The 22,592-nt window shown below is 70.0% G+C and carries 22 protein-coding genes and 1 pseudogene; 9 read left to right on the top strand and 14 right to left on the bottom strand.

Going from position 1 to position 22,592, the window contains the following annotated elements; genetic code table 11:
* Positions 1–156 precede the first annotated feature (156 nt).
* Positions 157–1,902: a trypsin-like serine protease gene (locus ACZ7M2_RS20865; RefSeq protein WP_471596475.1), complete on the bottom strand. Its 1,746-nt coding sequence runs from the start codon at positions 1,900–1,902 to the stop codon at positions 157–159.
* Positions 1,903–2,272: 370 nt separating this feature from the next.
* Here ACZ7M2_RS20865 and ACZ7M2_RS20870 point away from each other — a divergent pair, with 370 nt between their 5' ends.
* The 4 genes from ACZ7M2_RS20870 (at position 2,273) to ACZ7M2_RS20885 (ending at position 6,390) form a co-directional block, all read left to right on the top strand.
* Positions 2,273–3,484 carry a S1C family serine protease gene (locus ACZ7M2_RS20870; protein ID WP_471596476.1) on the top strand — a complete coding sequence of 404 codons (1,212 nt, stop codon included), beginning with the start codon at positions 2,273–2,275 and terminating at the stop codon, positions 3,482–3,484.
* 34 nt (positions 3,485–3,518) lie between these two features.
* The gene (locus tag ACZ7M2_RS20875) at positions 3,519–3,767 is read left to right on the top strand and encodes a hypothetical protein (RefSeq protein WP_471596477.1); all 249 of its coding nucleotides are present in this window, start codon (positions 3,519–3,521) and stop codon (positions 3,765–3,767) included.
* Positions 3,768–4,168: 401 nt separating this feature from the next.
* Positions 4,169–4,900: a response regulator transcription factor gene (locus ACZ7M2_RS20880; RefSeq protein WP_266433129.1), complete on the top strand. Its 732-nt coding sequence runs from the start codon at positions 4,169–4,171 to the stop codon at positions 4,898–4,900.
* Entirely contained in the window at positions 4,897–6,390 is a 1,494-nt protein-coding gene (locus ACZ7M2_RS20885) for a sensor histidine kinase (protein WP_471596478.1), read from the top strand. Before ACZ7M2_RS20880 ends, ACZ7M2_RS20885 begins: the two co-directional genes overlap by 4 nt.
* Here the strand turns inward: ACZ7M2_RS20885 and ACZ7M2_RS20890 are convergent.
* From ACZ7M2_RS20890 to ACZ7M2_RS20905, 4 genes are read right to left on the bottom strand one after another with little or no spacing between them, the layout of a single operon-like run.
* The gene (locus ACZ7M2_RS20890; protein ID WP_471596479.1) at positions 6,384–6,782 is read right to left on the bottom strand and encodes a hypothetical protein; all 399 of its coding nucleotides are present in this window, start codon (positions 6,780–6,782) and stop codon (positions 6,384–6,386) included. The genes ACZ7M2_RS20885 and ACZ7M2_RS20890 overlap by 7 nt on opposite strands.
* Positions 6,779–7,066 carry a hypothetical protein gene (locus tag ACZ7M2_RS20895; RefSeq protein WP_471596480.1) on the bottom strand — a complete coding sequence of 96 codons (288 nt, stop codon included), beginning with the start codon at positions 7,064–7,066 and terminating at the stop codon, positions 6,779–6,781. Before ACZ7M2_RS20895 ends, ACZ7M2_RS20890 begins: the two co-directional genes overlap by 4 nt.
* Positions 7,067–7,107: 41 nt before the next feature.
* Positions 7,108–7,335, bottom strand: coding sequence for a DUF397 domain-containing protein (locus tag ACZ7M2_RS20900; RefSeq protein WP_471596481.1), 228 nt, complete (start codon positions 7,333–7,335; stop codon positions 7,108–7,110).
* On the bottom strand, positions 7,332–8,156 hold the full coding sequence (locus ACZ7M2_RS20905) for a helix-turn-helix domain-containing protein (protein ID WP_471596482.1): 825 nt from the start codon (positions 8,154–8,156) through the stop codon (positions 7,332–7,334). The genes ACZ7M2_RS20900 and ACZ7M2_RS20905 overlap by 4 nt, the downstream gene beginning before the upstream one ends.
* Positions 8,157–8,341: 185 nt before the next feature.
* Between ACZ7M2_RS20905 and ACZ7M2_RS20910 the strand changes: the two genes are divergently transcribed.
* The 4 genes and pseudogenes from ACZ7M2_RS20910 (at position 8,342) to ACZ7M2_RS20925 (ending at position 12,204) form a co-directional block, all read left to right on the top strand.
* Positions 8,342–8,665 (top strand): hypothetical protein, encoded by a 324-nt coding sequence (locus tag ACZ7M2_RS20910; protein ID WP_471596483.1) that lies wholly within the window; start codon positions 8,342–8,344, stop codon positions 8,663–8,665.
* Positions 8,662–8,949 (top strand): annotated as a pseudogene (locus tag ACZ7M2_RS20915) (hypothetical protein); the annotation flags it as partial. The gene ACZ7M2_RS20910 and the pseudogene ACZ7M2_RS20915, both read left to right, overlap by 4 nt.
* 270 nt (positions 8,950–9,219) lie before the next feature.
* Positions 9,220–11,286 carry a pectinesterase family protein gene (locus ACZ7M2_RS20920; RefSeq protein ID WP_471596484.1) on the top strand — a complete coding sequence of 689 codons (2,067 nt, stop codon included), beginning with the start codon at positions 9,220–9,222 and terminating at the stop codon, positions 11,284–11,286.
* A gap of 213 nt (positions 11,287–11,499) precedes the next feature.
* Positions 11,500–12,204 (top strand): response regulator transcription factor, encoded by a 705-nt coding sequence (locus tag ACZ7M2_RS20925; protein ID WP_471596485.1) that lies wholly within the window; start codon positions 11,500–11,502, stop codon positions 12,202–12,204.
* Here ACZ7M2_RS20925 and ACZ7M2_RS20930 read toward each other — a convergent pair.
* The 4 genes from ACZ7M2_RS20930 to ACZ7M2_RS20945 all read right to left on the bottom strand — a co-directional run bounded on the left by ACZ7M2_RS20930 (position 12,180) and on the right by ACZ7M2_RS20945 (position 16,441).
* The gene (locus tag ACZ7M2_RS20930) at positions 12,180–13,934 is read right to left on the bottom strand and encodes an ABC transporter ATP-binding protein (protein ID WP_471596486.1); all 1,755 of its coding nucleotides are present in this window, start codon (positions 13,932–13,934) and stop codon (positions 12,180–12,182) included. The genes ACZ7M2_RS20925 and ACZ7M2_RS20930 overlap by 25 nt on opposite strands.
* 92 nt (positions 13,935–14,026) lie before the next feature.
* Positions 14,027–14,167, bottom strand: coding sequence for a hypothetical protein (locus ACZ7M2_RS20935; RefSeq protein ID WP_471596487.1), 141 nt, complete (start codon positions 14,165–14,167; stop codon positions 14,027–14,029).
* Positions 14,168–14,238: 71 nt separating this feature from the next.
* Positions 14,239–14,376, bottom strand: a complete 138-nt coding sequence (locus ACZ7M2_RS20940; protein ID WP_167552123.1) for a hypothetical protein — start codon at positions 14,374–14,376, stop codon at positions 14,239–14,241.
* A 265-nt stretch (positions 14,377–14,641) separates the two neighbouring features.
* On the bottom strand, positions 14,642–16,441 hold the full coding sequence (locus ACZ7M2_RS20945) for a bifunctional metallophosphatase/5'-nucleotidase (RefSeq protein ID WP_352043984.1): 1,800 nt from the start codon (positions 16,439–16,441) through the stop codon (positions 14,642–14,644).
* A 200-nt stretch (positions 16,442–16,641) separates the two neighbouring features.
* Here ACZ7M2_RS20945 and mshD point away from each other — a divergent pair, with 200 nt between their 5' ends.
* Positions 16,642–17,568, top strand: a complete 927-nt coding sequence (gene mshD / locus ACZ7M2_RS20950) for a mycothiol synthase (RefSeq protein ID WP_471596488.1) — start codon at positions 16,642–16,644, stop codon at positions 17,566–17,568.
* Between the two features lie 134 nt (positions 17,569–17,702).
* Here mshD and ACZ7M2_RS20955 read toward each other — a convergent pair whose 3' ends face one another.
* From ACZ7M2_RS20955 to ACZ7M2_RS20975, 5 genes are read right to left on the bottom strand one after another with little or no spacing between them, the layout of a single operon-like run.
* Positions 17,703–18,419: an ABC transporter gene (locus tag ACZ7M2_RS20955; RefSeq protein WP_471596489.1), complete on the bottom strand. Its 717-nt coding sequence runs from the start codon at positions 18,417–18,419 to the stop codon at positions 17,703–17,705.
* Positions 18,420–18,421: 2 nt separating this feature from the next.
* Complete coding sequence (locus ACZ7M2_RS20960) at positions 18,422–19,996, bottom strand: ABC transporter permease (protein WP_471596490.1); 1,575 nt, start codon at positions 19,994–19,996, stop codon at positions 18,422–18,424.
* On the bottom strand, positions 19,993–20,853 hold the full coding sequence (locus tag ACZ7M2_RS20965) for an ABC transporter ATP-binding protein (protein WP_471596491.1): 861 nt from the start codon (positions 20,851–20,853) through the stop codon (positions 19,993–19,995). The genes ACZ7M2_RS20960 and ACZ7M2_RS20965 overlap by 4 nt, the downstream gene beginning before the upstream one ends.
* Positions 20,850–21,887, bottom strand: coding sequence for a zf-HC2 domain-containing protein (locus ACZ7M2_RS20970; protein ID WP_471596492.1), 1,038 nt, complete (start codon positions 21,885–21,887; stop codon positions 20,850–20,852). Before ACZ7M2_RS20970 ends, ACZ7M2_RS20965 begins: the two co-directional genes overlap by 4 nt.
* The gene (locus ACZ7M2_RS20975) at positions 21,884–22,426 is read right to left on the bottom strand and encodes an RNA polymerase sigma factor (protein WP_060895010.1); all 543 of its coding nucleotides are present in this window, start codon (positions 22,424–22,426) and stop codon (positions 21,884–21,886) included. Before ACZ7M2_RS20975 ends, ACZ7M2_RS20970 begins: the two co-directional genes overlap by 4 nt.
* Positions 22,427–22,592 lie beyond the last annotated feature (166 nt).

A 22,592-nucleotide genomic window follows, 5' to 3' on the forward strand; every position in this document is an offset into this window, starting at 1 on the left:
GATTTTGCAGGTCGTTTTCAGAGTGCAGATGAGCGGGGGCTGAGCGCGCCCACGCGGCGGAGCCGCATATGTCACGGCCCCGCGCCCCTGAAAACCTGAAAGCAAGCACGCGCCGGCCCCGCGGGTTGCGGGGCCGGCGCGCTTTTTTGTGATCGCTCAGAACAGCAGGTTGTACTGGTTGAAGCCGCTGCCCAGGCCGATCCGTGAGCCGAAGAGGCTGCTGGAGGCCTTGTTCGTGCCGGGGTAGAGCCAGAGCTTGCCGGCGGAGTCGCGGGTGATGAGGTCCGCGATGCCGTCGCCCGTGACGTCGCCGTTGGCGACGTACGAGGTGAAGGTGAAGCCCGTACGCGCCTGGATCCGCGCCGCGAACGGGGTCTTCTCGACCTGCGTGCCCCGGTAGAGGTACAGGACGCCGGAGCTGTTGCGGACCAGCAGGTCGGCCCTGCCGTCGCCGGACAGGTCGCCGTGGCCGAAGATCTTCACGTTCTTCCAGGCCCTGTCCACGACCTTGACCTTGCCGTAGAACTGGCCGTTGCCCTTGCCCGGGTAGAGGTAGACCGAGCCGTCGGCGTCCACCGCGACCAGGTCGGGGCGGGCGTCACCCGTCATGTCGCCGGGGATGGCGTACGACTTGTAGCCGCCCCACACCGTGCTGATCTGCATCCAGTCGTACTCGCCGGACGTGTGGTTCAGGTAGCTGCGGTACAGCTTGCCGTCGCCCTTGTCCCGCATGATCAGGTCCTGGTAGAAGTCCCGGTCCAGGTCGGCCTGGAGGACCCAGCTGGCGTTCTGCCAGCCGCTGCCCTGGTAGGCGCGGGTGGCGAGCGAGGTGCCCTTGCTGTCCTGCTGGAAGAGGCCGCCGGACGGCGTGCGCTCCAGCAGGTCAGCCTTGCCGTCGAAGGTCATGTCCGCGTCGTCGATGCGCGGCTGGGCGGCCCAGGTGTACGAGGACACCTTGGTGAACACCGGGTAGGCGCCCTTCGCGGTGCAGCCCGCGACGCCCCACGAGACGATGCCGACGACCTTGCCGCCGACGATGACGGGACCGCCGGAGTCACCGTTGCAGGGGCTCTTGGTGCCCTCGTCGGTGCCGGTGGCCGGGGTGCCCGCACAGAACATCGCGCCCTCGACGAAGTCGTCCTCGCCGAGGACCGACTGCATCGCGGAGTTGCAGGTGGAGTCGGCGACCAGCGGCAGGGTCACCTTGCGCAGGTTCGCCGACAGGTCGGCTCCGTCGGCGCCGGAGGTCAGGCCCCAGCCGTAGACGGTGGCGGAGTTGCCGGCCTTGTAGGAGGCGCTGTCACCGGCGGCCACCAGCCGCTGCCACTGCTGGTCCAGCGGGCGGTCGAGCGTGAGGACCGCGATGTCGTTCTGGACGGTCGCGGAGTTGTAGCGCGGGTGGTTCCACTGGCGGTAGACGCCCGCGACCGTGCCGCTGGTGTCGTCCAGCAGTCCGGTGGCGCCGGCCACCACCGCGCCGTTCTTCACCCAGTCCAGGCCCGCGACGCAGTGGGCCGCCGTCAGGACCTTGTTCGGGGCGACGAGGGTGCCGCCGCAGAAGTAGCCGACGCCGGCCGTGCTGTCGTAGTAGGAGAGCTGGACCATCCACGGCGCGGAGGAGATCGTCGTCTCGGTGCCGCCGATGATGAAGGGTGTCTTCTTGGGGGTCGTGTCCGGGGTCGCCCGGTCCTTGACGGCCGCGGCGACCCGGCCGCGCAGCTCCTTGTCGGAGACGGTCGGCTTCGCGGGCTGGGACTGGTTCACCTCCGGCAGCGAGGGTCCGTCCGCCGCGGTGGCGGGCTGCGCCGCGAAGGCGCCGGCGCAGGTCAGCGCCAGCGCAAGAGCGGCCGTCGGCAACGCCGTGGCGGGGCGTCTCCAGCGGTCGCGCAGGGCACGTATCACTCAGGGCTCCTGGTGTGGGTGCGTGTGGATTCCATGACGTAGGAGGCCCGAGAAGGGCGTACGACGCACCGGCCCGATCGACGGCGGCGGTCGACGGCCCATGGCCGGCAACCGCCTGCATCGATCCAGGCACACCGCGGAGCCCCCCTCCGGCGCGGAGATCGTAGGCCTCATCCGCCCCAGAACACATGTACTACACAGCAGACAGACAAGTATTCGTCCGTCGCCTTCCGTGACATCACCCCCACGCAACCCGCTGTTTCCCGGATTTCAGCGGGCCCGGGCGCCTTTATATCGGGCATACGAGGTTCTGTCGGGCTTCTCAGCGGGCACTCAGGGAGCTCTCATGATCGGGGGACAAGCTTTTTCCATGACCGAGAGCTTCCGCCGCAGCGGCGAGTACCCCCAGGGCGACGACCACCAGGCGACCGACCCCATGCGGGCGGCGTACCCCCAGCAGCAGCCCGTCTCTTCCTCTCCCGTGAACCCCGAGTGGCCCCCGCCGCCGGCGTACGAGCCGGTCGCTCCGGTCGCCGTCGAGCCGGGTACCACCGTGTGGCCGGGCTCCGGTCAGGGTGGCGACGGCGGTCACGGCGGAGGCGGCGCCTACGCCGGCTACCCCGAGCCGGACGCCGTCTCCTCCACCGCGGTACTCCAGGCGCAGCCGCTCCCGGCCGCGCCGGCCCCCGCGCCGAAGAAGCGCGCGAAGGGCACGATCGCCCTGCTCGCCGCCGTGGCGATAGTCGCGGCCGCCATCGGAGGCGGCACCGCGTACGGCATACAGGAGCTGACCGGCAAGGACACCGCGTCGAGCAGCACCAGCACCACCGTGGTGCCCGCCGCCAAGAAGGGCACCGTCGCCGGTGTCGCCCAGGCGGTCAGCCCGAGTATCGTCGAGATCAGCGCGACCTCGAACGCGGGTTCGTCCACCGGCGCGGGTGTGGTCATCACGTCCAGCGGCGAGATCATCACCAACAACCACGTCATCTCGGGCGCCTCCGAGATCAAGGTGCAGCTGAGCAGCGGCAAGTCGTACACCGCGAAGGTGGTCGGCACCGACAGCAAGAAGGACCTCGCGCTCATCAAGCTCGAGAACGCGCCCTCCGGCCTGAAGGTCGCCACGCTCGGCAACTCCGACGGCGTCCAGGTCGGCGACGACGTCGTAGCGATCGGCTCCCCCGAAGGACTGACCGGCACCGTCACCAGCGGCATCGTCTCGGCGCTCAACCGTGACGTCACCGTCTCCACGGACGAGAGCCAGGGCCAGCAACAGCAGCAGGGCGGCGGCAGCGGCCAGTGGCCGTTCTCCTTCGGCGGCCAGCAGTTCAACGGCGACACCGGTTCCTCGACGACCACGTACAAGGCCATCCAGACCGACGCGTCCTTGAACCCCGGCAACTCCGGCGGCGCCCTCATCGACATGAACGGCAACATCGTCGGCATCAACTCCGCGATGTACTCGGCCGCCAACTCCTCGTCCAGCTCGTCGAGCGCGGGCAGCGTCGGCCTCGGTTTCGCCATCCCGATCAACACCGTCAAGTCGGACCTCGCGAGCCTGCGGGCCGGCGGTTCCGACAGCTGAGTCCTTCTCGGCCAAGTCCTTCTCGGAGGTTGAAATGATCACTCGCGTCTCCCACGGCATCGAAGGCACCGACCCCGCCGGTCTCGACCTGGCCCTCTCCGTCGCCCGTGAACTGCACCGACCGGCGCCCCGGGCTCCGGAAGTGACGGTCCCGCAGCCGCAGATGACGGTCCCACAGCCGCAGATGATGGGCCTGCACACCTCCGCCGATCACCCGCACCGCCGCAAGGTCCCGCTGAGCCGCCTCAGCCGCCTCAGCCAGCTGAGCACGCTGGGGGTCTGAGCCGACGAGCGCTCCGCGTTGCCTGAGCCGGGCCGAGGAGGCTGAGCGGACCAAACAGGCCGAGGAGGCTGAGCGGGCCGAGCAGACCGAGGAGGCTGAGAAGGCCGAGCAGGCCGAGCAGGCCGAACGCGCTGCAAGCCTGAGCCGTCGAACAGATCCGGCCGATCACTGCCGATCTCGCCGATCCACGTCGATCCTCGTTGATCCCACCCGATCCCCGCCGATCCTCGTTGATCCCACCGATCCCGACCGATCCACGTCGATCTCCGTCGATCTCCGTCGATCCCGACCGATCCCCGCCGATCTCCGCCGATCTCCGCTGATCCTTTCTGCCTCGGTCGGAACGTGCGAGGCTGAAAGCGTCCGGCCCCGTCCCACCGCACCCCTAGGAACCCACGCCCATGAGCCCCGCCGAAGGCGACCGTGAAACCCAGCGCATCCTGATCGTCGACGACGAGCCGGCCGTGCGCGAAGCACTTCAGCGCAGCCTCGCCTTCGAGGGATACGACACCCAGGTCGCGGTCGACGGAGCGGACGCGCTGGAGAAGGCGACCGCGTACCAGCCCGACCTGGTCGTCCTGGACATCCAGATGCCCCGGATGGACGGCCTGACGGCCGCCCGCCGGATGCGCGGGGCGGGCACGACGACCCCCATCCTCATGCTGACGGCCCGCGACACCGTGGGCGACCGCGTGACCGGCCTCGACGCGGGTGCCGACGACTACCTGGTCAAGCCGTTCGAGCTGGACGAGCTGTTCGCCCGGGTCCGGGCACTGCTGCGACGCAGTTCCTACGCGACCGCGACGGTCGGCACCCCGGACGACGACGCGCTGACCTTCGGCGACCTGCGGATGGACCTCGCGACGCGCGAGGTCACACGCGCGGGCCGGGCGGTCGAACTGACCCGCACCGAGTTCACCCTGCTGGAGATGTTCCTGGCCCACCCGCGCCAGGTCCTCACCCGCGAGCAGATCCTCAAGGCGGTCTGGGGCTTCGACTTCGAGCCCTCCTCCAACTCCCTCGACGTCTACGTCATGTACCTGCGCCGCAAGACCGAGGCGGGCGGCGAGCCGCGCCTCGTGCACACGGTGCGGGGTGTGGGGTACGTCCTGCGGTCGGGCGGTGCCGAGTGATGAGGGTGGTACGCCGGTACCGGTCACTGCCGATCCGGTCACGCTTGGCGCTGTTGGTGGCGGCGGCGGTGGCGTTCGCGGTGGCGGCGGTTTCGGTGACGTGCTGGTTCATCGTGGAGAAGAAGCTGTACGCCCAGGTCGACGACTCTCTCTGGTCTCAGCGAAAGTCCCTGCCGTACCCCGTGGTTCAGAGCGCCCTCAAGAACTGCGGCCAGGCCCCGAAAGCCAACAGCACTGACTACCGCGGACAGTCCGATTCGTACGCTCAGGTGGTCCAGGCAGACGGCACTGTCTGCGTCTTCAACGGCTCTGCGGGCACGGTGAACATCACCAGCAGCGACAAGGACCTGGCCAAGAACGCGAAGTTCGGCGCCGTCACGATCCGGAACGGCACCGACAGTGACGGCAACGACGTACGAGTGCTGACGACGGCACTCGTTGTCAACGGTGATCCCCAGGCACTGCCCGACACCCGCGTGTTGTACGGAAATGCCGCCTTCATCGTCGCCGTACCTCTGAAGAGCACCGAGGCCACCCTCAACGACCTCGCCCTCGTCCTCCTCCTCGTCTCCGGCATCGGAGTCGTCGGTGCCGGAGCCGCAGGGCTGGCGGTCGCCCGCGCCGGCCTGCGCCCGGTCGACAAGCTCACCGAGGCCGTGGAGCACGTGGCGCGCACGGAGGACCTCTCCATCCGTATCCCCGTCGAGGACGACAGCGAGGACGAGGTCGCCCGTCTCTCCCGCTCCTTCAACTCGATGACGTCCGCCCTCGCCAACTCCCGCGAGCTGCAACAGCAGCTGATCGCCGACGCAGGCCACGAGCTGCGTACGCCGCTCACGTCGCTGCGTACGAACATAGAGCTCCTCACCCGCAGCGAGGAGACGGGCCGCCCGATCCCCCCGGCGGACCGCAAGGCACTGCTGGCGTCGGTGAAGGCGCAGATGACGGAGCTGGCGTCGCTGATCGGCGACCTGCAGACGCTGTCGCGTTCGGACGCGGGCCAGTCGGGCGACCGCATCCAGGTCGTCGACCTCCAGGAAACGGTCGAGGCGGCCCTGCAGCGGGCCCGCCTGCGCGGCCCCGAGCTGACGATCACGGCGGACCTCCAGCCCTGGTTCGTACGGGCGGAGCCGTCCGCGCTGGAGCGGGCGATCGTGAACATCCTCGACAACGCGGTGAAGTTCAGCCCCGAGGGCGAGGCCATCGACGTCATCCTCAAGGCCGGCGAACTGACCGTCCGCGACCACGGCCCCGGCATCCCCTCCGAGGAACTCCCGCACGTCTTCGACCGCTTCTGGCGCTCCCCGAGCGCGAGGGCCCTCCCGGGCTCGGGCCTGGGCCTGTCGATCGTCGCCCGTACCGTGCAGCAGTCGGGCGGCGAGGTGTCCCTGCAACCGGCCCAGGGCGGCGGCACGGTGGCGACGCTACGACTGCCGGGCGCGCCCACACCTCCGCCCGAGCTGGCTCAGGGCGGGGCCGGGGATCAGTAGAAGCCGAGCATTCCTGGTGAGTCGATGTCGATGGCGAGGAATCCTGGCGGGTAGTCGTCCTCCCGGCCCGTCAGGATGATGGACATGCCGCCGGTCTCCAGATGCGGCGTCGCGACGTAGATGGCATGACAGGTGTCCGCGCCGCCCCATCCATCGCGAACCATCCCTCCGACCAGGGTGGCCGCCGTCTGGCCCAGCGGGTCGACGAGGACCCCCGGCAGCGCGAGCAGCTTGCTCGCGGCTCCTGCGTCAGCCTCTTCCGCTCGCATGAGGCACAGGGCTGGGATGTGGAGCCAGTCGCCAGGCGTGTGCGCAACGTTGTCCACCAAGCGGTGCAGCGCGACGTGCCCCTGCGTGAGTGCCGTGGCCGCGCTGGTGTCGAGGATGATCACGCAACGTGCCCTCGGAGGGCGTGGGCCTTCTCCGCCGCCATCGCGTACACATTGGCCAGCACGTCCGGCCCGTTGTCGAACTCCTCGTCGGTAAGGGTGCAGCCCATGCGCTCCCGCAGGACTTTGCGCGTGGCCGCCACGCGTTCGGCGATCTGCTCAGCGGTCGGCTGCTCGGCCGCGAGTTGCTCGACGAGCTGCCCAAGGGTCACACCGCGGTCCTTGGCAACCTGAGCCAGGTGGTCGCGGACTTCCTTGGTCACCTGGATGGTCGTGTGCTCCGCCATGGAATCACCATAGCCCCACCATTATCGACCGACAGCCCGCCTCACTCGAACGAGACGCCGCCAAACGCGTCTACGTTTTTGACCGCCCCCACGAAAGGCGCCCACGCCCCGCCCCCGAGCACCAGCACGGGGCCCTGCGGGGCTTTACTGTCACGGACGGGCACGAGACCGGGGTAGCCGTCGGCGACCTCGACGCAGTTGTTGGCTCCCCCCTCGCTGTAGCTCGACTTGCGCCACGCGGCGGTGCTGAGGTCGGGGGTGTACTTCATGATCTGTGCTCCTCCAGTACGTCCCTGATGAACGTCAGCGAGTCCGACGGGGACAGCGCCAGATCCCGGAGCCGATCGTAGGACAAACGGTGGCTCAGGACAGCCTCCGGATCGTCGGTCAGCACACCACCGGCGTTGCCTTCCTTGTAGGCAACGGCACTTCCGTCCTTCTGCCACAGCAACGTCACCGAGCCGTCCATGTGGAGGTGTGCCCCGGTGGCGAAGGGAAGCACCTGAAGGGCGACGTTGGGCCACATCGCCACGGCCTCGATACGAAGCAGTTGGTCGTCCCAGGTCTTCGCGGTGGCCGCGGGGCGACGGAACGCGTACTCGTCGATGATGAAGCGGACGTAGGGTGCTGGGTCCCGGTGGAGCAGCAACTGCCGCCCCATGCGCGCGGCCACCTGCTCCTCGATCGCCTCGTCCCGCTCCTCCGTTGTCTGGGGCCCGGACACCACCTCGCGGGCGAAGTCCTCGGTCTGCAGCAGTCCGGGCACGCCCGGTGTGAACGCGTGCATGACCCGAGCCGCCGCCTCCAGCCGCATGAACTCCTTGTACTTGTCCAAGAAGGCGTCGTACCGCGCCACCTTCCACAGCTGAACCAGCAGGTCACCCGACCCGTAGTAGCGGTCGAGATCCTCCATGACGACCATCTTGGACAGCCGCTTACCCGACTCCAGACGGCTCAGATAGCTCTTGTCGTACCCCGTCACGTCGGCCAGCTGCCCCAGCGACTTCCCGTCCTTCTCCCGCAGATACCGAAGCGTCCGCCCCAGCCCCGCAAGCCCCGATTCCCCATCCCCGTCAACGCGTTCGCCCACGTCACCCCTCCCCGTTGCCTGGGCGCCCGGACAACGCCCATCCCCTTCCGCAGCGTACGCGTCGACTGTGACGATGAGGACACGAACGGTAATCACCGCTCGTCAGGATGACCGTCACGACAAACCCCCGCAGCCGATAGCAGGTCGGCCCGGGGGCGTGGCCGACGCCGCAAAGGAGCGCCGACATGACTGAACGTATCGCGGGGTTCTGCGAGTTACTACTTCTCGCACTCGTGCACGCATTGCTTCCCGCCCGAGGCCGCCACCGAGCGGTTCCGACCCAACTGCCGGACGCAGGCAGGCCTCCGGCCCCCTCCACCCCCGTACACCGCCCCGTCGACGTATGGCCCTTCGAGCGGGACACCCACCTCGTACGCCCGTATCTCCTCACGCCGGAAGAGCGCCGTGCGCGGCGATCGCAGCGGGAGCGCCGACGTGCCCTCTGGCTGGCCGTGCACGGAATCGACGCCGGACCTCGCCGTATTCACGGAGTGGAGGTGTCCGCGTGAACAGCGCTGCGGGAACGCCCGAACGGCTGCGACTCCTGCCGTGGACGACCCCCGAAGGCAAGCCCTGCTACCTGAGCACCGACAGCGACGGCAGCCGCCTGTCCCTGCTCGCCGACGACATCGAAGCGGCCCAGCTGGACTCCGGCGAGCAGGTACTGGCCGGAGCCAAGGCCGTCCTCGCCGACCCCAAGGCCGGCGAGCGCGCGCTGCGCTTCGCGCTCACCCGGGCGACGGAGTCCCTGACGGACGTCCTACGCGTCGCGGTCAGCCGGGGCGAACGCATCACGGGGACGAACCATGACCAGAGCGGCAAGGTCGTACTGGAGCGCGTTCACCATGTGTCGACGCTGGAAGGCGAGGTCGAACACGTGGGTGAGCAGCACCTCGCGCCCGTGGCAGGAGACCCAGGCCGATAACACCTGCGCCACTGATCACCTCCCCGCCGCCCCTCCTCCCCCTTTTGCCCCCGGAGGGCCGCCGCGGCAACCTTTTCTCCCTCGGTGGCGACTGCCTCGTGACGGACCCCCTCCACAGCACTCGAACGGGACCACCACGTGACTGAGATCCGCAAGGCGCGCCACCGCAGACGCAGAACCGCCCTCGTCGTCGGTGTGCCGCTGGCCCTGACCGCCGCCGGGGCGATGGCGTACGGCACGGTGTTCGGACTCTTCGGCGACGACGCCCAGCCGAAGGCGTCCGCCGCGACGAACACGCCGGCCTGGGCCACCGAGGCCGCCGACGGTTTCGCCTCCGTCCACGCCATGGGGCAGAACGGGACCTATGGCGGACGCGACGGCAGGACCGTCACCGTAAGAACCCTCGCCGACCTGGAGAAGTACGCGACCGCCGCCGACCCGTACGTCATCGTCGTCGCCACGGCGATCACGATGGACCCGGTCGGCAAGGAGATCAAGGTCGCGAGCAACAAGACGATCATCGGCTCCGGCACCTCCGGCCAGATCGTCGGCGGCGGCTTCTTCCTCGGTCAGGGCGTGCACAACGTCATCATCCGGAACCTGACCATCCGCGACGCGTACCAGGGCATCTGGAACGACAAGGAGCACGACTTCGACGGTGTCCAGATGGACGGCGCCCACCATGTGTGGATCGACCACAACGACATCCGGCACATGGCCGACGGGCTCATCGACAGCCGCAAGGACACCACGTACCTGACGGTCTCGTACAACAGGCTGAGCAACGAGAACAAGGCCTTCGGCATCGGCTGGACCGCCAACACCACCGCGGACATCACGATCCACCACAACTGGATCCGCGAGACCGAGCAGCGCAACCCGTCCACGGACAACGTCGCCCACGCCCACCTCTACAACAACTACCTGGAGGACCACGCGGGCACCGCCATCACGTCCTCGTACGGCAACTACGCGCGCGGCAAAACCACCATGGTCCTGGAGAACAGCTACTTCCAGGGCATGAACAACCCGGTCATCCGGGACAGCACCGCGACCCTCGTGCAGCGCGGCAACGTCTTCTCCGGCACCACCGGCCGCAACGAGAGCGGCGGCAGCGGTACGCCGTTCGACCCGAAGACGTACTACAGCTACACGCTCGACAAGGCCGCCGACGTGCCGGCACTGCTCAAGGCCGGGGCCGGGCCGCGGAGTTCGCTCGGTACCACCGCTCCCGCTACCGCCGCCACCGGCAAGACCCTCACCGTCGCCCAGGACGGCTCCGGGCAGTACAGGACCGTGCAGGCCGCCGTCGACGCCGTACCCGTGAACAACACCGCGCGCGTCACGATCTCCGTCAAGCCGGGCACGTACCGCGAGACGGTGAAGGTCCCCTCGAACAAGCCGCACCTCACCCTCCAGGGCTCGGGCGGCAGCCGCAAGGACACGGTGATCACCTTCGCCAACGCGGCCGGTACGAAGAAGGCCGACGGCTCCACGTACGGGACCACCGGCAGCGCCACCGTCGCCGTCGAGGGCGACGACTTCCAGGCCCGCAACCTCACCATCGCCAACGACTTCGACGAGGCGAGGAACCAGAGCGTGCTCGGGCACCAGGCCGTGGCCCTGCGCACCGGTGCCGACAAGGTCGTGCTCGACGGTGTCATCGTCAGCGGTGACCAGGACACCCTGGAGATGGAGACCCCCGGCTCGGACAAGCTCGGCCGGGTCTACATCACCAACTCCTACATCACCGGCAACGTCGACTTCGTCTTCGGCCGCGCCACCGCCGTGATCAACAAGTCGGTCATCAACCTGAAGAAGCGCTGGGACGGCTCGTCCGCCGGTTTCGTCACCGCGCCCAGCACCCAGGCGAACCGCAAGGGCTTCCTGATCACCCACTCCACGGTGACCGGCGATGTCGCCGCGGGCTCCTTCTCCCTCGGCCGCAACTGGCACGCGGGCGGCGACGCCACCCTCAGGCCGCAGACGACCGTCCGCGACTCCACCCTCAGCGCCGCGATCCGGTCGAACCCGTGGTCCGACATGGGCGGCTTCTCCTGGAAGAACGACCGCTTCACCGAGTACGGGAACACCGGTGCCGGCGCGGGCGCCGCGAGCGGTGAGCGGCCGCAGCTGACGGACGCGCAGGCCGCCGGACAAACGGTGAAGGCCTGGCTCGGCGACTGGACGCCCGCCGCCTCCTGACGACCACCGGGACTTCGTGACGTCCATCGCTGCTTCGTGACGTCCATCGCTGCCTCTTGACGTCCATCGTTGCTTCTTGACTCCCCGGGAGGCCGGGGGGCCTCCTGGGGAAGGCCGGGTCTTCCCGGCCGGGGAGGCTGGGCGCGGACACCGCCCAGCCTCCCCACACCCCTCTCCAAGCCCTCCCACAGCACCCCGTTACACGTTGGAGGGATGGCGCGGAAGATCCTGCTGGCCGATGACGACGAGGCCGTACGTGAGGGGCTCGACCGGTTGCTCAGGTTCGAGGGATACGAGACCGTCCTCACCGGGGACGGCCGCGAGGCCCTCGAACTCGTGGCCGGGGTGGACGACCGGCCCGACCTGGTGCTGATGGACGTCACCATGCCCGGCCTCGACGGGCTGGCCGCGACGCGCCGGATCAGAGCCTCCGGGTCCACGGTCCCCATCCTCATGATCACCGGCCGGGACGCGGTCGGCGACCGTATCGTCGCCCTCGACAACGGCGCCGACGACTACCTCATGAAACCCTTCGCCACCGAGGAACTCCTCGCCCGGGTCAGGGCCTTGCTGCGCCGCAGCCCGCAGCCGAAACAGCGCGCTCCCCGTCTCGACGACCGGCTCGCCTTCGCGGACCTCGCCATGGACCGGCCCACCCGCACCGTCACCCGCCGCGACCGCCCCCTCGACCTGACCAGGACCGAGTACGCCCTGCTGGAGTATCTGCTCCGGCATCCCGCCAGGGTCCTCAGCCGCGCCCAGATCCTCAAGGAGGTCTGGGGCTTCGACTTCGAGCCGACGTCGAACACGCTGGACGTGTACGTGATGTACCTGCGCCGGAAACTGGAGAGCCGCGGCGAACCGCGGCTCATCCACACCGTGCGGGGGCTCGGCTACACGCTCCGCGCCGCCAAGTAGTCGAGTTCCGGCGTCGCGAGCCGGGCGTACGCTCCGCCCCACGCCATCAGCTCGTCGTGCGTGCCCGCCTCCACCAGCCGGCCGCCGTCCACCACCAGGATCCGGTCTGCGTCGGGGGCGAGGCTCAGATCGTGCGTGATCATGATGGTCGTACGGCCCGCCATCAGGCGCCGCAGCGGCTGCACCACCCGGCGTGCGGCGATCGAGTCGAGCCCGGCGGTCGGCTCGTCGAGGACCAGGACGGGCGCGGCGCGCAGCATCGCGCGGGCGATCGCGATCCGCTGGAGCTGGCCGCCGGACAGGGTGGCCGTGCCGGGCGCGATCTCGGTGTCGTACCCGTCGGGCAGCGCGCTGATGAAGTCGTGCGCGACCGCGTCCGTCGCCGCCCGCTCGATGTCCACCTGGGACGCGCCCGGCCTGCCGCACTCGATGTTCTCGCGGATCGTGCCGTGCAGGATCAGCGTCTCCTGGGGCAGTAGCGCCACGTTCTCGCGCAGGAACTCCAGGGACATGTCGGGCAGCGGGACGCCGTCCAGGCAGACCACGCCGGCCGTGGGGTCGTAGAAGCGGGTGAGGAGTTTGGAGAGCGTCGACTTTCCGGCGCCGCTCGGGCCGGTGACGATGACGAGTTCGCCGGGTCCCGCGGTGAAGGTCACGTCGTGCAGGGACTCGCGGTCGGCGCCGGGGTAGCGGAACGACGCGCCGTGGAAGCTGACCCAGCCGTGTACGGGCCAGTCCCGGACGGGGTCAGCGGGTTCGGTGACGGCGGGTTCGGTGTCCAGGATCTCCTGGATGCGTTCCGCGCCGGCGGTGGCGGCGGTGAGGGTGAGGCCGAGCTGGCCAAGATTGCGGATCGGCGGATACAGGTACCCGAGGAACGCGGCGAAGGCGAGCAACTGGCCCAGCGACATGCGCCCCTTCGAGATCTCCCAGGCTCCGAGACCGATCACCGCGAGCACGCACAGCGTCTCGACGACCTCGACGAACTGCTCGTACATCTCGCTCGCCCGTGCCCCGCGCACCGACGCCCGCATCCAGGCGCGCGCCTCGCGGTCGAGCCGCTTCTCCTCGGCGCGGCGGCGGTTGTAGGCCTGAGTGAGGACCACGTTGCCGAGGGACTCCTCGACGACCGAGGTGATCGCGCCGTCGGCGGCCCGCTCCTCCTGGGAGGCGGTCTTGATGCGGCCGGCGAACCGGCGGGCGGAGACGAGGAAGAGGGGGGCGAGGAGGAAGGTGACGAGGGCGAGGTCCCAGCGCAGCCAGAGCGCGGCGGTGGCGTAGAAGACGGCGGAGAAGGCGGCGGAGACCGTGCCGACGACACCCGACACGACCATCTGCTCGATGGCCTCGACATCGCCGGTGAGCCGTTCGACCAGGTCGCCCTGGCGGTGCTTCTGGAAGAAGTCGGGCGGCAGGTCCTGGACGTGCCGGAAGACACTCGCCCGCAGGCGCAGGACGAATCTCTCCGCGGTCCACACGGCGAGCGAATTGCCGAGGTAGCCGACGATCGCGCCGATCACAGCGACACCCAGCCAGGCTCCGGCCGGCCCCCAGAACGCGGAGAGCGAACCGGCCTTCAGGGCGTGGTCCGTGAGCTGTGCGAAGAGCAGGATCGAGGCCGTCTCGGCGAGCGCGGCCACGACCACGCAGCCGATGATCAGCAGCAGCCATGTGCGGTCGCCGCGTGTCAGCGGCCAGAAGCGTGCGAATGCCTCCCGTACTTCCCGCATATCAAATCAACTTCCCTTTCAGGTCCGGAACATGGCCGAGGCGGGGCCACCGGAAACCGATAATTCCCGGGGACCCCGCCTCACGCGGACTGCTACTGGCCCTGACGGCTGACCGGGCGCTTCTTCGGAGCGACGGCCTTCTTCGCCACCGGAGCCGACTCGGCGGGCTGACGCTTCGCGACCGGGGCGGCCTTGTGGTGCTTCTTGACGGGGGCGATCTTGTGGAAGCTCATGGGTTTCCCTCTCGTAGCTTTGACTGATCCGCTGGTCGCGGGTGGATCTGTTGATCGGGGGTGGATCTTGCTTACTTGTTGCCGACAGGGCGGCGCCCGGGCTTCTGCGCCACCGGGGCCGGCTTGGCGGGCTGGCGCTTCGCGGGCTTCTTCGGGGCCGGGGCCGGCTTGTGGTGCTTCTTGACCGGGGCGATCTTGTGGAAGCTCATGGGTGTCTCCTTGTTCCCTGCGGGTGAATTCCCTTTGCCGTTTGCGCTGTTCGCTTTCGACATGGAAAACACTACGGGACCCCGGACCCTGAAATCGCCAATTCGACTGAGACCTCAATGAATTACGGCTGAAACAAATTTTCAGATGGACCGTGGAACCAATCCTCTACTCACACAGAATTTAGGCCGATCACACAGAATTTAGGCCGCAAAAAAGCGGGGCCGGTACGCATCCGCGTACCGGCCCCGCCCGTTCCGTGAGGGACTACCGCACGACCGTGATCCGGTCCGCCGTCGGCACCGGGTACGGCGCCGCGGCCGAGGAGTTGGCCGTCAGGTAGGACTCGAAGGCCGCCAGGTCGTCACCGCCGACCAGGACGTTCGTGCCCTTGCCGAGCTCGGCGAAGCCGTCGCCGCCGCCCGCGAGGAAGGAGTTCATCGCGACGCGGTAGGTGGCGGCGGGGTCGATCGCCGCGCCGTTGAGCTTGACCGAGTCGGCGACCACCCGCGCCGCGCCCGTCTTCGTCAGGTCCAGCGTGTAGGTCAGGCCCTTGGAGATCTGCAGGATCTTCGGCGCGGCCTCGTTGGCCCCGCTGACCTGCTGCTGGAGTGCCGTGATCACCTGAGCGCCGGTGAGGTTCACCAGGTTGACGGTGTTGGCGAACGGCTGGACCGTGTACGCCTCCCCGTACGTCACCACTCCGTCGCCCTCACTGCCGCTCGCCGCGTAGGTGAGCCCGGCGCGGATGCCGCCCGGGTTCATCACCGCGAGGTCGGCCTCGGGATCGACGGACTTGGCGTACGCGAGCTGCGCGTCGGCGATCATGTCGCCGAGCGGGGACTCGTTACCGGTGTTGCCGATCTCGCCCGCGATGTAACCGATGGGACGCGAGGCGATCGGAGCGGAGAGCGTCTTCCACTTGCTGATCAGGGACGTCATGTCGGCGGCCTTCGCCACGTCACGGGTGACCACGTGGTTCGCCGACTTCACCGCCGTACGCGCGATGTCGCCCGTCCAGCGGTCGTACGTGAGCGTCGTGTCCGTGTAGAGGCGCCCGAAGGACGAGGCCGACGTCACCATGCGGGGCTTGCCCGACGGGTCCGGGATGGTGCACGCGTACGCCTGGTGGGTGTGGCCGGTGACCAGGGCGTCCACGGCCGGCGTGACGTTCTTGGCGATGTCGACGATCGGCCCGGAGATGCCGTCACCGGCGCCGGGGCTGTCGCAGTCGTAGTTGTACGCCGTCGACGCGGGCGCGCCGCCCTCGTGGATCAGCGCGACGATCGACTTCACGCCCTGGCGCTGGAGCACCTTGGCGTACTTGTTGATCGTCTCGACCTCGTCGCCGAACTTCAGTCCCTTGACCCCGTCGGCCGACACGATGTTCGGGGTGCCTTCCAGCGTCACGCCGATGAAGCCGACCTTGACGCCGTTCTTCTTCCACACCCAGTAGGGCTTGAGAATCGGCTTGCCGGTCTTCTCGTCGGTGACGTTCGCCGCGAGGTACGGGAAGTCGGCGCCCCGGAACTTCGCCTTCTTGTCGTAGCAGCCGTCCGTAGGGTGGCAGCCGCCGTTCTGCAGGCGGGCCAGCTCCTTGGCGCCCTCGTCGAACTCGTGGTTGCCGACGCTCGTCACATCCAGGTCGAGCTTGTTCAGCGCGTCGATCGTCGGCTCGTCGTGGAAGAGCCCGGAGATCAGCGGGGAGGCGCCGACCATGTCTCCGGCGGCGGCCGTGATGGAGTACTTGTTGCCCTTGCGGGCCTCGCGCAGATGCGTGGCGAGGTACTCGACACCGCCCGCGTCGATCGACTTCGTCGTACCGTCCGCCTGAAGCTCCGTGACCCGGCCGGACGACCCGGCCGGCGGCTCCAGGTTGCCGTGCAGGTCATTGAAGGACAGCAGCTGTACGTCCTGGTAGCGGCCGCTGCCGGGGTGGTGGTGCGGGGTCGACCTGTCCTGCCCTGCGCTCGCGGGCATCGCGGCGGCCAGGGCGCCGACGGTGGCCAGCCCAGCGGCGGCGGCGAGGATGCGATGGGTACGTCTGTGCCGGGGCGTCGGCAGCATGGGTTCCCCCCTGTGGGACGGCTGTGGTTTTACGCGCACTTTAGAATCAACGCGCGTAGCGCAACAGGGGGTTCGGGGTTACAGACTGGTTGCCATCGCCTCACCACCACCTGACGGAAGCCCCTCCTCACCCCGCCACGAGCCACATCGACGCCGCGCAACTCCTTGTCCGCAAAACACCGCGCCGTACCCTCGTATCCATGACCAGCGACGACACCGCGCCCCACGCCCTCACCCGCTCCATCGAGACCCACACCGCGCTCTCCCCGGCCCAGGCCGAGGACGTGCTCCGGCTGCTCGCGGAGGCCGCCCGGGCCGACGGGCAGCAGGCGGTCTCCGAGCAGGGCCGGCTCCAGCTGAAGGGCGGCGCCCGCGAGGGCGTGCGCCATCTGCTGCTGACCCTCGGCGAGGAGCTGATCGGGTACGCGCAGTTGGAGGACACCGACCCGGTGGAGGCCCCGGCCGCCGAACTGGTCGTGCACCCGGCGTACCGCGGCCACGGCCACGGTCGGGCCCTGGGCTCGGCCCTGCTCGCCGAGTCCGGCAAGCGGCTGCGCGTGTGGGCGCACGGCGGTCACTCCGCCGCCCGGCATCTCGCCCAGGTCCTCGGCCTCACTCTCTTCCGCGAACTGCGCCAGCTGCGGCGGCCGTTGACCGACCTCGACCTGCCCGAACCGAAGCTCGCGGACGGCGTGAACGTCCGCACCTTCGTGCCCGGCCAGGACGACGCGGCCTGGCTCGCCCTGAACGCCGAGGCCTTCGCCCACCACCCCGAGCAGGGCTCCCTCACCCAGCGTGACCTGGACGACCGCAAGGCGGAGGTGTGGTTCGACCCGTCCGGGTTCTTCCTCGCCTTCCGCGGCGACGAACTCGTCGGCTTCCACTGGACGAAGGTCCACGCCGAGGAGGGCCTCGGTGAGGTGTACGTCCTCGGAGTCCGCCCCAGCGCCCAGGGCAGCGGTCTCGGCAAGGCCCTCACCACGATCGGGCTCCGCCACCTCGCCCGGCAGGGTCTGCCCACCGCCATGCTCTACGTCGACGCCGACAACAAGGCAGCCCTCACCGTGTACGAGCGGCTCGGCTTCCGCACGCACGAGACGGACCTCATGTACCGCAGCGAGTCCTGACCGTCGGTCCGGTGTCCTTGCCGGTCCGGTGGCCTTACGGGTCCGGTGTCCTTACCGGTCCGGTGTGTCTCGGTCCGTGGTGTCCTTGCCGGTCCTGTCCGGTGTCCCCGCCCGTCCGTGCCCGCGTCTTCGTGTCACCGGTGAGCGAAGACGGCGGGTCGCCACCTCCGTAGGGGTTCCGCGCAGGACCACGCCCCGGCCAGCGCCGCCGCGACCAGGACCACCGCCCATGTCTGATGGGCGCCTTCCCAGCGCGGGGCGGACGGCGCGGGGAAGAGCGTCCACCGCTCGGGGAGCAGCAGGGATGCCAGCACCGCCAGGGCCAGGAGGCCGACGCACACCGCGCCTCCCGGCTCGGCCCGGTTGGTGAACCGCACCATGACCGCCGCGGCCGCCGGCGCGAGCAACGCCGTGGCGGCGGCCTCCAAGGTCGCGGCGCCCACCGGCGGCCGGGCCTGCTCCGGTATGAGGAACAGCGCCGCGGTCCACCAGAGCACGGCCGACGGGGCGACGAGCGCCACCCGCAGGCCGACCCGCACCGGACGCCGGGTCGGCACTGCCGCGGTGATGTGCCGGGCCGGATCGTCCAGCAGGAAGGCCAGGCCCAGAGCGAAGGTGAGCGCGACGGCCCGCAGGAGGTTGAGGCCGGCCCACGTGTCGAGCCGGAGGGAGAACAGCCGCGGGATCGCGGCGAACAGCAGCCCCAGTCCGGCACCGGTCACCAGCGCCCGCCGGGGGAGGCTGCGCCAGAGGGGACGGAGGAGGGAGCAGGCCACGGTGTGCGGGCGCCCCCGGGACGGGGTGCCTTCGGCACTCTCCGCGCTTCCGGTCGTACCTGTGTCGTCGAGCACGGTCACTCCTCGCATGTCTTGACGCTCAGCGCGCCCGGACCGGTCGGCGCCCGCACCCCCAGCAGCTGCGCCACCTGGGCCGTCGTCGTCTTGGGGGACGTGAGCTCCGCCCAGTGGGCCTTCACCTTGGGGATGACGCTGTAGCGGGGCTTCTGCAGCAACTCCTTGATCACCTCTGTCTGCGCGGCGTTCATGGAGAGCGAATTCGTGGGCTCGAGAGCGACCCCTCCGCCGGTGATGGAGTCGTCGATGCGGACATGGCGCAGCATGGTCAGCGGCTGGGGCTCCGAGCCCAGCGCCAGCCACATGATGATCACCGCGCGGGCGTCGCACACGTCGACGCTGGACGTCTCGTCCCCCGTCACCAGAACCGAGGCCACCCCCACGGCGAACTCCGGAATCCGGTTGCCGCCCCAGCGCGTGCCGACGGTCACGACTCCCGGCGCTTTGGCCGGCTCCAGCGCGGAGTCGCCCTCCAGGCCGGAGCGGGCGTCGACCCGCTGGCGCACCGTCAGCCGCTCGGCCGAGGCCGGGCCGCCCGCGAGGGACTGGACGCGTTGGACCACCTCGGCCCAGTCGGCGGTCTGGCCGGTCCACTCGGGGTAGGCGCAGTACGTCGACCTTTCGTGCGCGACGCAGGTCTGCACCTTCTCCGGGGTGGCGGACGCCTTCGCGCGGGCCGCGATCAGCGCGGCCGAGTCACCCGGGGCCTGCCCCGCTATGCCCTGGGCCATGGCCGCGAGGGCGAGGACCGTGATCATCTTGATCCTGGGCGAACGACCGCCGTTGATCAGCAGGGCGAGGCACAGCAGCAGCGCGGTGAGCCCCACCAGATACAGGACGTGCCAGGCGGCCGGGCGGCCCAGCAGGTCGGAGGGGAACGGGTGGGCGCCTTCCTCGGTGACCACCGGTGCCAGCCATTGCACCCAGTGCGTGCCCTGTGTGCTCGCGGCCACGAGGGTCGTGAGGACGTACATACCGATGACGAAGGGCGGGACGGCGAGCGCGAAGGGGATCGACCGTGCGACCAGGACGCCGAGGGCTGCGGCGAGGAGTATCGACAGGGGGCCCACGAGCAGTTCGGCGAGCGAGCCGTGGCCGACCGCGCCGGGCTTCAGGGCCGCCCAGGTGAACTCGAATCCCACGACCAGCGCGGTGAACGCCGCGAACGGCACGGCCGACAGGGCGTGGGCCAGCGAGCGCCGCCACGGCTCCATGACCAGCACGTCGAAGTGCAGGTCGGTGCCGTGCCTGCGGGAGCGGAGCACGGCGCGGTTGATGCTGACGAACAGCACGAGGGCGAGGAGCAGGGGGGCGGTCTGGGTGGAGCGGTCGACATCGTGGAGGACCGGAAAGTCGTCCATGCCCTCCCGGCCGTTGAACATTCCCCAGCCGGTGTAGGCGACGTAGAGGAGGAGGAAGACGAGCACCGGGATCTGCATCAGCAGTTCGCGTGCCTCGAAGCGGGCGAGGGCGATGACGGCCCGCGTCCTGTTCTGGTGCAGGTCCTGGGCGGGCGGCTCCACCCCCGTGGGGGCCGCCTCGTCCACGACCGTGCGGGTCACCAGCTCGCTCATGCCGCCACCTCCGCCGGCTCGCCGTCGAGAGCGAGCAAGTAGCCGTCTTCCAGGGTCGGTTCGAGGAGGTCGGCGCCCTTGGGCGGGTCGCCGACATTGCGGAAGGAACCCGTGCCCGTACGCCAGCCGGCTCTCGCGCCGGGGTCGCGGGCCGTACTGCTCCACACCCGCCCCGCCGCCCGCGCGGTCAGCTCGGCCGGGGTGCCCTCGAAACGGATGCCGCCGCGGACCATGACGATCACGCGGTGGCAGAGCATCGCGACGTCCTCGGTCTGGTGGGTGGAGAGCAGGACCGTGCGTCCCATGCCCGCCTCGGCGATCATTTCCCTGAACCGCATGCGCTGTTCGGGGTCCAGGCCGACGGTCGGCTCGTCCAGGACGAGGAAGCCGGGGTCGCCGACCAGCGCGGCGGCCAGCCCGACCCGCTGACGCATACCGCCCGAAAGCCTCTTGATGCGCTTGCCCCGCACGTCGGAGAGGTCGACGGCCTCCAGCACGCGCCGCACCTCCCGGTGCCGGGCGGAGCGGTCCGTCAGTTCCTTCAGGATCGCCACGTAGTCGACGAACTCGAAGGCCGAGAAGTCCGGGTGGAACGCCGGGGTCTGCGGCAGATAGCCCAGCGCGCGCCGCACGTCCAGGCGGCCGGAGGTGGTGCGGGGGTCGTGCCCGAGCACCGTGAAGGCTCCCCGGTCGGCGGGCACGGCGGTGGCGAGCACCCGCAACAGGGTGGTCTTCCCGGCGCCGTTGGGCCCGAGCAGCCCGGTCACGCCCTCACTCAGGCGCAGGGAGACGTCGTCGAGGGCGACGGTCCCTCCGTACCGGAGAGTGAGCCCGGAGGCGGAGACGGTGGGGGTCATGCGGCGCTCCTGTCGGAGAAGTCGGTGTGGTCGGCGAAGAAGGCGTGCGAGGGGGAGAAGTCGAACCGGTCCCGTACGAGGTAGAGCAGCCCGGCGGCCAGTACCGCGACCGCGCCGGCGACGCCCTGGCCGAGTGCCGTGAACGGCGCGAGCGTGCCGCCGTCGGCCTTCGCGTGGGCCACCATCAGCAGCGCGACCCACGCTCCGCCGACCAGGCAGGGCGGCAGGACCGGGCCCCAGCGGGCGGTCAGTGCGAGCCCCGTCCCGGTGAGGGCGAGGGCGGGCAGCAGCCAGGCCAGCGCGCGCAGCCCGTACGCGGGGAGCGCGAGGGTCGCGAGGCCGTTCAGAACGAGGCCGGTGGTGAGCACCGCCACCGTGCGGATCATCAGCAGCCGGAATCCGTGGAGGGGTGACACCACGGCCATCTCGTACGTCGGGTCGAGCACCGGTCCGTAGGACAGCGCGACCCCGGCGAGCGGGAGCAGGGGGGCGAGGGCGAGGAACAGCGTGGGCGAGGCCGCGACCCGTCCGGCGTCGGTCGCCACCACGGCCATGAGGAGCACGAGGGCGACCGCGGCCAGCCAGGAGCGGCGCAGCACGGGCGTGGCCGCCAGCAGCCGTGCCGTGTGGTCGGCGACGCCGATCCGCACCAGCAGCGACTCGAGCAGCCGTGGTCGTGGCGCGTCCAGCTCGGCGTCGAGCCGCTCCCATCCGGCGTCCAGGACGACCGGATCGCTCACGGTGGCGAGCGCCTCCCGGCAGGGCGCGCACGCCACGAGGTGGGTGTCGACGGACCAGAGCCGGGGCGGCGCCAACTCGCCCCGCGCATAGGCCCGGAGGTCCTCGGCGTCCGCGTGCCACCGCCCGTCCTGGGAACCGTCGGCGCCGGACGCGGTCCGACCGGCGTCACTCGCGCCCGCACCGGGCGCGCTCCGACCGGCGGCCGCGTCCTCGTCCCACCCGCTCATGTTCTCTCCACCTCCACCCATGTCCCGGCGGTCTCCGCCGATGGCCTCGTCATCTCCGCCGCTCATGCCAGCTCCTCCCGCAGCTGCTTGCGCGCCCGCAGGGCCCGCGTCTTGACCGTGCCGGGTGGAATGCCGAGCAGGACGGCCGCTTCCCGGGTCGTGAGTCCGTCGATCACCGTGGCCTGGAGGACCGCGCGCAGCTCGGGCGAGAGCCGTATCAACGCGCCCGCGAGGTCGCCGTGCTCGACCCCGGCCAGGACGCGCTCCTCGGCGGAGGCCTCGTGGCGGTGGCGGAAGCGGGCCAGCGTCTGGCGCAACCGGCCGCGCGCGCCGTCGCCGCGCAGCGTGTCGATCAGCCGCCGCGAGCCGATGCGCCACAGCCAGCCCGCCGCGTCACCCTCCTCCCGGTAACTCGCGGTGCCGCGCCAGATGGCGAGGAAGGTCTCCTGCACGACGTCGTCGACGACCCCGGCATCGGCGCACCGGCCGCGCAGCCGCGCGGTCAGCCACGGCGCATACCGCCGGTACAGCTCCTCGAAGGCGCGACGGTCCGTGTCCGCCGCGATGGCCCGCAGCAGCTCCCCGTCGCTTCTCGTTTCCCTCACATCCCCTCATCGGACGAGCCCCGCCGATCGGTTCACGCATCCGGCATCGAATTTTCCGGACTCGCCTCCGCGATGTTCGAACTCGCCTCCGCGATGTCCCCGCTCGCCTCCGCGATGTCCGGGCTTGACTCCGGACACCCTCATCAACCACCCTTTCACTACTCAA

This window comes from Streptomyces sp. NPDC111507 (assembly GCF_055638955.1).

What these genes read in the sequence shown, in the direction of transcription:
- ACZ7M2_RS20870 (WP_471596476.1), top strand. Translation starts at nt 2,273, where the DNA reads ATGACCGAGAGCTTCCGCCGCAGCGGCGAGTACCCCCAGGGCGACGAC.
- ACZ7M2_RS20875 (WP_471596477.1), top strand. Translation starts at nt 3,519, where the DNA reads ATGATCACTCGCGTCTCCCACGGCATCGAAGGCACCGACCCCGCCGGT.
- ACZ7M2_RS20880 (WP_266433129.1), top strand. Translation starts at nt 4,169, where the DNA reads ATGAGCCCCGCCGAAGGCGACCGTGAAACCCAGCGCATCCTGATCGTC.
- ACZ7M2_RS20895 (WP_471596480.1), bottom strand. Translation starts at nt 7,066, where the DNA reads ATGGCGGAGCACACGACCATCCAGGTGACCAAGGAAGTCCGCGACCAC.
- ACZ7M2_RS20900 (WP_471596481.1), bottom strand. Translation starts at nt 7,335, where the DNA reads ATGAAGTACACCCCCGACCTCAGCACCGCCGCGTGGCGCAAGTCGAGC.
- ACZ7M2_RS20910 (WP_471596483.1), top strand. Translation starts at nt 8,342, where the DNA reads ATGACTGAACGTATCGCGGGGTTCTGCGAGTTACTACTTCTCGCACTC.
- ACZ7M2_RS20925 (WP_471596485.1), top strand. Translation starts at nt 11,500, where the DNA reads ATGGCGCGGAAGATCCTGCTGGCCGATGACGACGAGGCCGTACGTGAG.
- ACZ7M2_RS20930 (WP_471596486.1), bottom strand. Translation starts at nt 13,934, where the DNA reads ATGCGGGAAGTACGGGAGGCATTCGCACGCTTCTGGCCGCTGACACGC.
- ACZ7M2_RS20935 (WP_471596487.1), bottom strand. Translation starts at nt 14,167, where the DNA reads ATGAGCTTCCACAAGATCGCCCCCGTCAAGAAGCACCACAAGGCCGCC.
- ACZ7M2_RS20940 (WP_167552123.1), bottom strand. Translation starts at nt 14,376, where the DNA reads ATGAGCTTCCACAAGATCGCCCCGGTCAAGAAGCACCACAAGCCGGCC.
- ACZ7M2_RS20945 (WP_352043984.1), bottom strand. Translation starts at nt 16,441, where the DNA reads ATGCTGCCGACGCCCCGGCACAGACGTACCCATCGCATCCTCGCCGCC.
- mshD (WP_471596488.1), top strand. Translation starts at nt 16,642, where the DNA reads ATGACCAGCGACGACACCGCGCCCCACGCCCTCACCCGCTCCATCGAG.
- ACZ7M2_RS20960 (WP_471596490.1), bottom strand. Translation starts at nt 19,996, where the DNA reads ATGAGCGAGCTGGTGACCCGCACGGTCGTGGACGAGGCGGCCCCCACG.
- ACZ7M2_RS20965 (WP_471596491.1), bottom strand. Translation starts at nt 20,853, where the DNA reads ATGACCCCCACCGTCTCCGCCTCCGGGCTCACTCTCCGGTACGGAGGG.
- ACZ7M2_RS20970 (WP_471596492.1), bottom strand. Translation starts at nt 21,887, where the DNA reads ATGAGCGGCGGAGATGACGAGGCCATCGGCGGAGACCGCCGGGACATG.